Source organism: Peribacillus sp. N1 (assembly GCF_054600815.1).
Map to the genome: position 1 here is coordinate 1 of NZ_BAAHZO010000016.1, position 10539 is coordinate 10539.

Consider the following 10539-nt stretch of genomic DNA (forward strand, 5'->3'; position numbering starts at 1 on the left):
TTTAGATCCATTTGGAGAAGACAATTTGAAAGAAAGGGAGGAAGCTGTGTACAAGTTTTTAAATGATAAAAATTGGTGATTCGATAGCTTGTGGGGCTGTCCCAAAAGTCAGGAAAATGACTTTTAGGGGCAACCCCATTTTTTATGAAATTTAGCACAAAAAATTGCTACTTTTATTCCAAACAATATTCAACAAACAACTATGATTTTTGATATTCAAGAACTCACCCCGATGCATCACGTGGCCCGTGTGATCGATTAAATGATTGAATCAATTGAAGATAGCGTATTCTTCGGATACTATCAAGGTGGCGGAGTTGCTCATACCATCCCCAAAATAATGACCTTTTCTCTAAAAGCCTATTCCTGTCGTGAAATCGTAAAACTGGTTGAAGAAAAAATTCCATTGATGTGGCTGGCTGCTTTGCAGGAACTGGATTATCGAACCATTAACCCAATTCTCACACAGCAAATGGTAAAGCTCCTTCCGAAGCTATTTGAAGAAATGATCCATCAATTAATAGAAGAAAAGCACATCACAATGGAGAACTACTTCCTAGACAGAACAATAATTGAAGCGAACGCAAGCGAAGCTGCAAGAGAAAATCGAAAGACATACCAACAGATCCAGGCCATTGCAGATGAAGAAGATCATGAACTGTCTAATCAAGACGAAACGGCTACTTTAACAGCAGAAGAAAAACTAGTTCAAGTAGAAAAAGTAATAGTATAGAAAGTAAAAAAAGAAACTAAGGACATCCAGCTTTTAAAAAATGTCTAGGAACGAAAAGAAAAGCGATGGGCACTCAGTCCGGTTAAGAAACTATTGAAATTGGTGCGTGAATACTTAGGCCCGCGATTAGTGAAAGTGAAATACAAACAACAAAATGCTCTATTTGGCGATCGAAATAGTTATTCGAAAACCGATACAGCGACGTTTATGTGAATGAAAGATGATCATATGAATAACGGACAACTAAACCTGGGTATAATATCCAAATGACAAAGGAAAATACATCGTTACTATTCCCGTAAAACGTCATCGAAGATGCCGGCTATGGCAGTGAAGAAAACTATCTCTACTCTTTGGAAAAAGAATTTGAAGCCTTGATTCCTTATAATACTTTTTTAACGGAACAAAAACGGAGCAATAAAAAGGATATTCGTCATGCAAGTAACCGGGCATATGATGAACAAAAGGATGAATACACCTGCCTAAATAACCGCAAGGATTTTTTAAAAACGGTACTCGTCCCGTATAGATAAGAATGGTTTCACACATGACTTTAAAAATTTATGAACGCGAGGATTGTTCGGATTCCCGGTTATAATCGCAATGTAGAAAGACGGCAGGAAATCGTCAGGTGCATTTTAATCCAATTTATTAAGAACTAAAAGCAAAAGTGAACCTTTGGTCTGAATCAAATGCAAATTTACGCTCGACGAAAAATCGAGGTAGAGAGTGTTTTTGGTCATATCAAGGGAAATAGGTCCTTCCGTTGCTTTTCGCTTCGGGACTTAGCGAAGGTTCAAACGGAGTAAGGCAACTTAGCTATGGCACATAATTTACTGAAGGTAGCTGGATTGCGTGAACTACTTCCAATAAATAATTATAAAATTAGAAAAACAGGTGAAGAAAAACGAATCATTTACCTTCACCTATTTTATTTTAAGGGCTAATAAGATAGCCCTTTTTATTAGCGACATGTTTTATTTTTAGGAAACACCATTAGAAACTGCTATTCCCAATTTGGTAGTGGAAAAGGCTGATAGTTCCGTTTTCAGAAAAAGCCCAGATTATTGAAGTATCAACAAATTTTCTTTGTACTTATAAAAGTCCAGGATCAATTTGTAGTTTTTAAGGAGAAATAGATGACTTGAACGGGTAATGAAATGATACAAAATTACCAAAAATATTCCCATCAGCCAATCATGAAGCGCACGGCCAGCGCTGCACCACATTGAATTAAAATGGTAGAAAACCGTCCATACTGATTCTATGACTGGGTGAGGAAGGTCGATGAACTATGGTGCCATTAGAGCTCATCCGTTAGTCTGACTCCAACGACCACGGTACATCACAGACTATCGATCCCTAACGGGGAACGATCATGGTAGATTACCCCATTTTGGTTTTTGCACCAGCCTCTAATTTTTCTCCATAGGAAGATGGTTTCAATGGAAATTATCATTGAACGAGTATGTGGAATGGACGTACATAAAAACAACATTACCGCCTGCGTTATGACCCCTGAAGGAAAGGATTTTAGGGGAGTTTCATCAAAGGGCATGCTTCATACAATCTCAAATGTTGAGATGATCCTGAAAAACTAGCAAACTTTGCACGACGCTCGATGAAGAAGAAAAAAGATGATTTAATCCTTGCCCAGAGTGGGTATGTGAATCCTCATCAACGCATGATGTTCAAAACGATTCTAACTCATATTTATTTTTTGACTGAACAAATTGAAAAAATTGATCAAAAGGTAGCCCAAAGGGTTGGTATTTTATCAAGAAAGGATAGAATGATTGGATTCAATACCTAGAATTGCCACTCAGATGGTCGAACAAATTCTAGCTGAAATCGGAAAAGACGTTGAAAAACAGTTCGAAAGTGCAGCCAGATTATGTTCATTGACGGCCCTAGTACCAGAACACAATGAAGTGCAGGAAAAAGGAAATCAACCAGAGACAAAAAGGGAAATATTTTTTTAAAATCTACCTTAACGGAAGCTGCTCATTCAGTTGGAGCCTCTAAGAACTATCTCGGCGCTCTATACAGACGGACGGCGGCACGAAAAGTAAGAAAACAAGCTGGAATTGTCGTCGCTCACGCCATGTTAAGAATTTCTAATTATCTTTTAACTAGAAAAGAAATGTATGTAAACTTAGGCGAAGATTATTTTGATAAACAAAAGCAAGCTTCCATTGATCGAAGTTCGGTCCGAAGGTTAGAAAACTTAGGATATACTGTTTCAGAAGTATCCTAAATTAGCCTATTTATTAGGAGGTTTTTAATAGGGCGCTGCTCTTTTTCAAAAAAATGAAGTATGCGTCTTATTTAATTTGTTATTTTTCCTTACTATTTATTTTGAATTTTCATGGTAGTTTGATAGGAAATAAGAATAGGTAGCCTGTTACATGGGTCAGCCAAAAGATCTGGTTTTTCATAAAGGGACTTCTTAAAAGCAGGGAAAGTAAAGCTGTTTATGGATATTATGTTATAAGTTGAATGGAGTTTCCGAGGCTTTTAGTTATATTAGGGTATCAGATGGAGATTTAAGGTGAAGTAATAGTCACTATACATAATTTATAGGTAAGAAATTCGGGAGAAAAGAACGGAATTCAAAATAAAAAATAAATTTTAAAATAGTTTTGGGGATATTTACATTAAAAAAATACAAATTTTATCAATTTCGTGATTAAAAATACATAATTTTACTTTGACAACTATATGGAAAATATGTTTAAATTATGACTTAAATAAGAATAAAAAGGTAAAACTGGTTAATAATATAAAAGTTGCCTAAAAATACTCTGTTTAAGATGTAGGATTATGTACCTAGATGGTGGTGTTTTATAACAGAATTGTATTGAATTCTTTAATACGTTGGTTATTCAACGGTGACAGCGGATGTTGGATAAAGGGAATACGTTATGTAAATATAAAGGTAAGCAATATATATATTCTAAGATATCAAATCAATGAAGGGATTTGATTTAGACAATTAAGGCGTCTAATCAGCATCTCTAAATAATTTTCTGTCCTCAAACTAGCTATGTTTCCAACTAGTAACTCAGTCACCCGATAAAAAGACAAGACAAATAGAGGTAACCCTATGAAATGTTATCCCTGATCTTCTAGGAATTGGTCCGTTGAAATGTCCTGTTTCGAGAAGGAACAAGGGACTATTAAAAACAGCTTTTCCTTGTTTTTTGAGGTTTGAGGGTGTGTACAATGCTCCTGATTCTCAAGTAATTCGTGATGGACTCATCACTTCGAAATGTTCTACTGATTTTTCGATGTAATTTCAAGTGGTTGATTATTTGATTCTTCCTTTTTTAGACGAATCCTTTCGTTACAATGGATAAGGGCTTCTCCATTGTATAGGAGGTGTTCGGATAGATGATATTGATAGGTTAAATAAACGATTAGTTATTTGAAAGGAGGCATATTGAACCACATTGGTAGCGTTAGCGGAAAATAAAGATTCTTCCATGTGGAAACAAAAAGGGCATACTTTTCGTTCGATTTCGTGTTATATCACCTCAAAGGTAATCGGCGGAAGCTAAACACTTGTTATCAAGCCGTTAACTTATTGTGAATATTTCCTTAAGGCAAATATTCACAATAAGTTTGATTGGAAATCAAAATGAGTTCCCTATGCTCAATGTTATACCGATTTTTAGAGGTATTCTTGATTTTTTTAGTACACGAAGTATTAATTTTTGGGGGGAGGTAGCACATTTTCAGTATGCGAAAATTGAGTAAGAATATAAAGAGAACATTAAATACTTTTAAATACATAATAGATTAGAGGGGTAGAAATGAGCGTACATAATAAGGAATACTATCAATTAACACATCCACAACGGAGAATATGGTTTACCGATAAAATTAATACAAATTCTCAACTTCATAATATAGGTGGATGTGTAAAAATAAAAGGAAAGATAGATATTAACCGTATGGAGAAAACGCTTAATATCATAATAAAAAATAATGATGGTTTAAGATTAAGGTTTACAGAAAAACATGGTGAACCAATTCAATATGTTAAAGAATTTCATTATGAAGGTATAGATTTTTTAGATTTTAGTAAGTTTGAAACTCCTAAAGAGCAACATGAAAAATGGGTAAAAAGTTTATTTGAAAACCAGTTTAAGTTAGATGATAGTAAATTATATTTTTTTGCTATCTACAAAATAAGCGAAAATGAATGCGGTGTAGTAATCCAATTTCATCACGGCATATGTGATGGATGGGCAATTACGCTTATACAAAATCAAATTTGTGAAATATATAGTAGATTAATAAATAATTTTGAGGTTTCTGCAGATGAATGTTACTCATATTTAGACTTTATTAAGGCAGAGCAAGAGTATTTGAATTCGGATAAATTCATAAAGAACAAAAACTTTTGGAAAGAAAAGTTACATGACATACCAGAAGAGTTTTTATACAACTCATCGAATAGTTTAGATAGTAAAAGAATGAGCTTTTACATTAATAGCGATTTATCAAAGAAGATACAAAACTTTGTCAAGGATGAAAAATGTTCCTTAAATACCTTCTTTATAGCAATATCACTTCTGTATATAAATAAAAGCATACATAAAAATGATTTAGTAATAGGTACACCGGTATTTAATAGGTCTAGTAAGGCTCAAAAGAGCATGGTAGGCATGTTTACAAGTACAATGCCTTTTAGATTTAAATTAAATACAGAGTTAAATATAGGGAATCTAATAAAACAGATTAATAGGGAGTTGAAGCTTTGTTTTATCAATCAAAAATATCCTTATGATCTTTTAGTTAAAGATTTAGAGATAAATAAAGATGGATATGACAGCTTATTTAAGATGTCTGTAAACTACTATAACTCCAAATATAAAAATGATATCAATGGCACCATAAAGGTTGAGTCTAAGGAATATCATTCTGGAAATCAAAGCCACTCATTACAACTTGTGGTTCAGGAATTAGAAGATGAAAATATAGAACTAAATTTTGATTATAAAACACTAGAATATACAGATAATCAAATTAAAACAATGTACCAATATATGACGAATATAATTAATCAGGTATTAAAAGATGAAGAGCTAACCATTAATAACATTAAACTTATTAATGAAGAAGAAAGAATACATAAGGTATTTAATTTAAATTCAACAGCTAATCAGTATCCGAAGAAAACAGTATGTGAATTATTTGAAGAACAAGCAAAGAAAACGCCAGATAAAGTGGCTGTGGAATTTAAAGAAAAAACATTAACGTATAGAGAACTTAATGAAAAGGCAAATCAATTATCAGATTTCTTAAGAGAAAAAGGTTTAAGTAAGCAATCTAATGTTGCGATAATGCAGACACACTCAATAGATCTTCTAATTAGTATTCTAGGGGTTCTAAAGACAGGTGCAGTATACTTACCTATTGATCCTAGTTATCCAATTGAAAGAATAAATTATATGCTTGAAGATTCCAACAGTAAGATGTTATTAACAAATTTAGAGGTAGATACAAATATTAAATGTCAAGGAACAATAATCAATATAAGAGATATAGATTTAAGTTTTTATAATAAAGAAATTTTAACAAATGTAAATGATTTAAATGATTTAGTTTATATCATCTATACATCGGGCTCAACTGGAAAGCCAAAAGGAGTAATGGTTAAACATCAAGGCCTGACAAACTATATATGTTGGGCTGATAAGCGATATTTAAAGGGTGAAGATGAAAGTATGGCACTATATTCTTCCATATCCTTTGATTTAACAGTAACTTCTATATTTACACCATTAATTTCTGGAAATAGAATAATCATCTATGAAAATGATGAGACAGAATTTGTTCTGTATAAAATATTAAGAGAAAATAAATCGACGGTTGTAAAGCTAACACCCGCACATCTAACTTTATTAAAGGACAGGGATAATAGAAATTCTAATATAAAGAGATTTATTGTAGGTGGAGAAGATCTAAAGGTAAACTTAGCAAAAGAAGTTCACAAAAGTTTTGGTAAAAGTATAGAGATATTTAATGAATATGGACCAACAGAAACTGTAGTTGGATGTATGACATATAAATATGATGAAGAAATAGATAAAGGTGTTTCAGTACCAATAGGATATCCAGCTGATAATGTGCAAATTTATATATTAGACCAGCAATTAAATATAGTTCCAACAGGTTTTGTTGGGGAAATTTATGCTTCCGGAGATGGCGTTGCTAAAGGATATTTAAATAGAGAAGAGTTAACCAGTGAAAGATTCGTTGAAAATCCATTTGTAAACAAAAGGAAAAAAATGTATAAAACTGGTGATATGGCAAGGTATTTGGAAAATGGAGTTATTGAATATATAGGGAGAATTGATAATCAAATAAAGATAAGAGGACACAGAGTTGAAATTAGTGAGATAGAGAAATACTTACTAGAAAATGAATTTATTAAAGATGCAGTTGTTGTATATAAAGAAAATCCATCAGAAAATTTGTTATTGAATGCATATATAGTAAATAAAAAGGAAATTAATGATTTCGAATTAAAAGAATGGCTTTTGCAATTCTTACCTAATTACATGATTCCAACTAACTTTATATTTATTGACAAGATACCATTAACCGTAAATGGTAAGGTGAATTATCATCTCCTTCCGGAACCAATAATAATGGAACAAGAATTTGTAGAGTATTCAACTTCAGCCGAAAAAGAGTTAGTTAAAGCTATAGAAGAAATATTAAGTGTAGAAAATATAAGTATGAATGATAACTACTATCAGCTTGGAGGAGACTCTATAAAAGCGATTCAGATTTCTTCGAAGCTAAAAAATAAAGGATTGGAGATTAAGATAAAAGATATATTAGACCATGACACTATCGAAGAAATTGCCGCAACGATAGAGGAAAGTAAGGAGTTGAAATCTATAAATCAAGAACAAGCTCAAGGAGTTGTAGAAAGAACACCTATTATGGAATGGTTCTTTAATCAAGATTTTGAAAATCAACATCTGTATAACCAACATGTATTATTGGAGTACACCGGCGTTTTGGATATTGATCTAGTTAGAGTTGCTGTAAATAGATTAATTGGGCATCATGACGGTTTAAGAATGAACTATGATAAGAAAGATCATAGGTTATTTTACAATAATGAATATATAAATGAGAATTTCCTGGTGGAGTATTTCGATTTATCCCAATATTCCTACGAAGGTCAATATGAAAAAATCAATCATATAAATGATTGGGTTAATGCTCATTTAAATATAGAAAATGGTCTTTTATTTCATGTAACGATGTTTCATTTAGGGGGAGAAAGACAAGTGCTGTTATTCACAGCTCACCACCTAATAGTAGATGGGATATCTTGGAGGATAATATTAGACGATTTCCTAACTATACTAAAACAATTAAATGATAAAAAAGAAGTAAAGTTGCCTATGAAAACACATTCCTTTAAAACATGGGCGGAAGCTTTACAAGAGTATAGTAAGAAAGATTTTGATACAGAAAAGGCCTATTGGCAACAAATTTCGAATAGAGATTTTACCTATCTGGTAGATGATGATAGAGAAGAAGATACTGTAGGAACAGCTAATGTTTTGTATAAAGAATTGGATGAAGATACATTAAATAATTTAATAAAAAAAGTAAATGAAATTTATAATTTGGAACTCAATGAAACTTTAATCATTGCATTAGTCATCACCCTTAATGATTTAACTAATAGAAGTGATATTGTTATTGAACTTGAAAGACACGGAAGAGAATTTGTAAATGACTATATTGATGTATCTAGAACCATTGGGTGGTTTACAAGTATGTTTCCTGCATATTTTGTTGTCGACCATGAAGATATAAATAATAATATTAAATCATTAAAAGAGCAGCTTAGAAATATTCCAAACAAAGGTTTCAACTATAGTATACTGAAGTTTTTGAATAATGAGTTAAGAGATAAGGGGAATAAGCACATAAGATTCAATTACCTTGGAGATTTTGACACCATCTTTGATAGGGAAGGACTAAATTTCTCAAATATTAAATTTGGTTTGGATAGTGATAAAAAAAATTCACTAACATCATTAATGGATATAGATGCTATAGTTGTCAATAAAAAATTAAAGATAAGCTTTACCTATAGTAGAAATAGGTTTGAGGATGAAACAATAAAAAAACTAATGGATAGCTATGTTGATACACTTAAATTAATTTTGGATAAATGTACGAATGAGGATTTAAAGGAATTTACTCCATCAGATTTTGATGCCGCAGGAATTTCACAGGAGGAGTTAGATTCTTTGTTTGATTAAAAATGATGCTGTATACTACTATGCCGAGAAAATGAGCCATAGTAGTCCCTATGGCAGAATAATTTTGAAGTTATACATAAAAGTTAACATCCTAGAAATTTTTTTGAATATTAATAATTATATTAGAAAATGGGAGATAATCACTTAATGGAGAAGTTAGATAAAAAAATTATAGAAAATATTATGGGATTAACTAGCTTACAACAAAGTATGTTATTTTCTTATGTTATGGATGAAGATAGCAGAGAGTGTCACGAGCAATTAAGCTTAACCATTTCCGGAGATATTAAATTAGATTTGCTAGAAAAATCATGGAATTCCGTGATTGAAAACAATGAAATGTTGAGAACTGTTTTTAGATGGAAGGGTATTGAGAATCCAGTACAAATAGTGAAAAAAAATCATGGGATAACAATTCAATATTATGATTTTACTGAAAAGTTAGATAAAGAAGGTGCCGTAGAAGATATTAAATCAATGGATTTTAGTACTAGAATTGATTTAACAAAGGAAACAATAAGAGTTTATTTATGTAAACTAGACAATCATCAATATAATATGATTATTACAAATCATCATATTATTTACGATGGCTGGAGTAATGGAATCATTTTAAATGAGTTAGTTGAAGCGTACTCAAGTTTTTATCGTGGAAGCAGTCCTAAAGTGCAAATAAAGACAAAATTTAGTGAGTTTGTTAAATACACAACAAATCTTAACAAGAATGAACAAAAAGAGTATTGGGACCATTTTATTGATTCAGGCAATCCAATATGCTGTTTCGAAGGGAAATCAAAAGGTGAATATAAAGAGATTTTATATTCGCTAGATGAGGTAAGTTCAAATAAAATCAAAAAATTCGCTGAAACAAATAGAGTAACCTTAGCAGCATTGCTATATACGTCTTGGGGACTTTTAATGCAAAAGTACAGTAACTCGCAAGAAGTTATATTTGGAACAACAGTGTCAGGAAGGTCAGAAAAAATTAGATCCATAGAAAATATGGTTGGTTTATTTATAAATATTATTCCACTGACAGTAAAATCAGAAGATCATATATCATTCATTGATTTAGTTAGAAATATTGATAAAACGCTGAGAAATAGAAAGGAATTTGAGAATACACCATTAATTGATATTAAGGAATATTGCGGTTTAAAAACGAATGAGGAGCTTTTTAATTCAGTAGTTACAATAGAAAATTATCCCTTAAATGTAAAAAAAGATAATATTTTATCTATAGAAAATTATTCTATTGTTGAAAGGGACAATTATAATTTAGATCTACAGATTCTGACTTTTGATAGAATCGAATTTAAATTCAAATTTAATAGCTTAGTTATTGATGAAACTATAGTTAATAGAATGACAAGATACTTAGAAAATATGATAAGTGATCTGCTAAATAACAAAGAGATAAAAGTATCAGAATTAGAGCTATTATTAGAAGAAGAAAAGAACCAATTATTAAAAGAATTTAATCATACAGATGCGGAATAT

7 protein-coding genes are annotated in these 10539 nt (G+C 31.5%); all 7 read left to right on the plus strand.

The window, feature by feature from the left end:
- Nucleotides 1–262 precede the first annotated feature (262 nt).
- Entirely contained in the window at nt 263–733 is a 471-nt protein-coding gene (locus ACYP5M_RS26390; RefSeq protein ID WP_434168916.1) for a hypothetical protein, read from the plus strand.
- A gap of 692 nt (nt 734–1425) precedes the next feature.
- The gene (locus tag ACYP5M_RS26395) at nt 1426–1542 is read left to right on the plus strand and encodes a transposase (protein ID WP_230178901.1); all 117 of its coding nucleotides are present in this window, start codon (nt 1426–1428) and stop codon (nt 1540–1542) included.
- Between the two features lie 636 nt (nt 1543–2178).
- A complete protein-coding gene (locus ACYP5M_RS26400; RefSeq protein WP_230178903.1) occupies nt 2179–2334 on the plus strand; it encodes an IS110 family transposase in 156 nt (51 codons plus the stop codon).
- A 20-nt stretch (nt 2335–2354) separates the two neighbouring features.
- The gene (locus ACYP5M_RS26405; protein ID WP_230178905.1) at nt 2355–2546 is read left to right on the plus strand and encodes a hypothetical protein; all 192 of its coding nucleotides are present in this window, start codon (nt 2355–2357) and stop codon (nt 2544–2546) included.
- On the plus strand, nt 2530–2715 hold the full coding sequence (locus tag ACYP5M_RS26410) for an IS110 family transposase (RefSeq protein WP_230178907.1): 186 nt from the start codon (nt 2530–2532) through the stop codon (nt 2713–2715). Before ACYP5M_RS26405 ends, ACYP5M_RS26410 begins: the two co-directional genes overlap by 17 nt.
- A 1833-nt stretch (nt 2716–4548) precedes the next feature.
- Nucleotides 4549–9039 (plus strand): amino acid adenylation domain-containing protein, encoded by a 4491-nt coding sequence (locus ACYP5M_RS26415; protein ID WP_459735723.1) that lies wholly within the window; start codon nt 4549–4551, stop codon nt 9037–9039.
- Nucleotides 9040–9186: 147 nt separating this feature from the next.
- A partial coding sequence (locus tag ACYP5M_RS26420) for a condensation domain-containing protein (RefSeq protein WP_459735724.1) occupies nt 9187–10539 on the plus strand: 1353 nt, incomplete at its 3' end.

Excerpts from the sequence above, each read along its gene's own strand:
- ACYP5M_RS26390 (WP_434168916.1), top strand. The coding sequence starts at position 263 with ATGATTGAATCAATTGAAGATAGCGTATTCTTCGGATACTATCAAGGT.
- ACYP5M_RS26395 (WP_230178901.1), top strand. The coding sequence starts at position 1,426 with ATGCAAATTTACGCTCGACGAAAAATCGAGGTAGAGAGTGTTTTTGGT.
- ACYP5M_RS26400 (WP_230178903.1), top strand. The coding sequence starts at position 2,179 with ATGGAAATTATCATTGAACGAGTATGTGGAATGGACGTACATAAAAAC.
- ACYP5M_RS26405 (WP_230178905.1), top strand. The coding sequence starts at position 2,355 with ATGAAGAAGAAAAAAGATGATTTAATCCTTGCCCAGAGTGGGTATGTG.
- ACYP5M_RS26415 (WP_459735723.1), top strand. The coding sequence starts at position 4,549 with ATGAGCGTACATAATAAGGAATACTATCAATTAACACATCCACAACGG.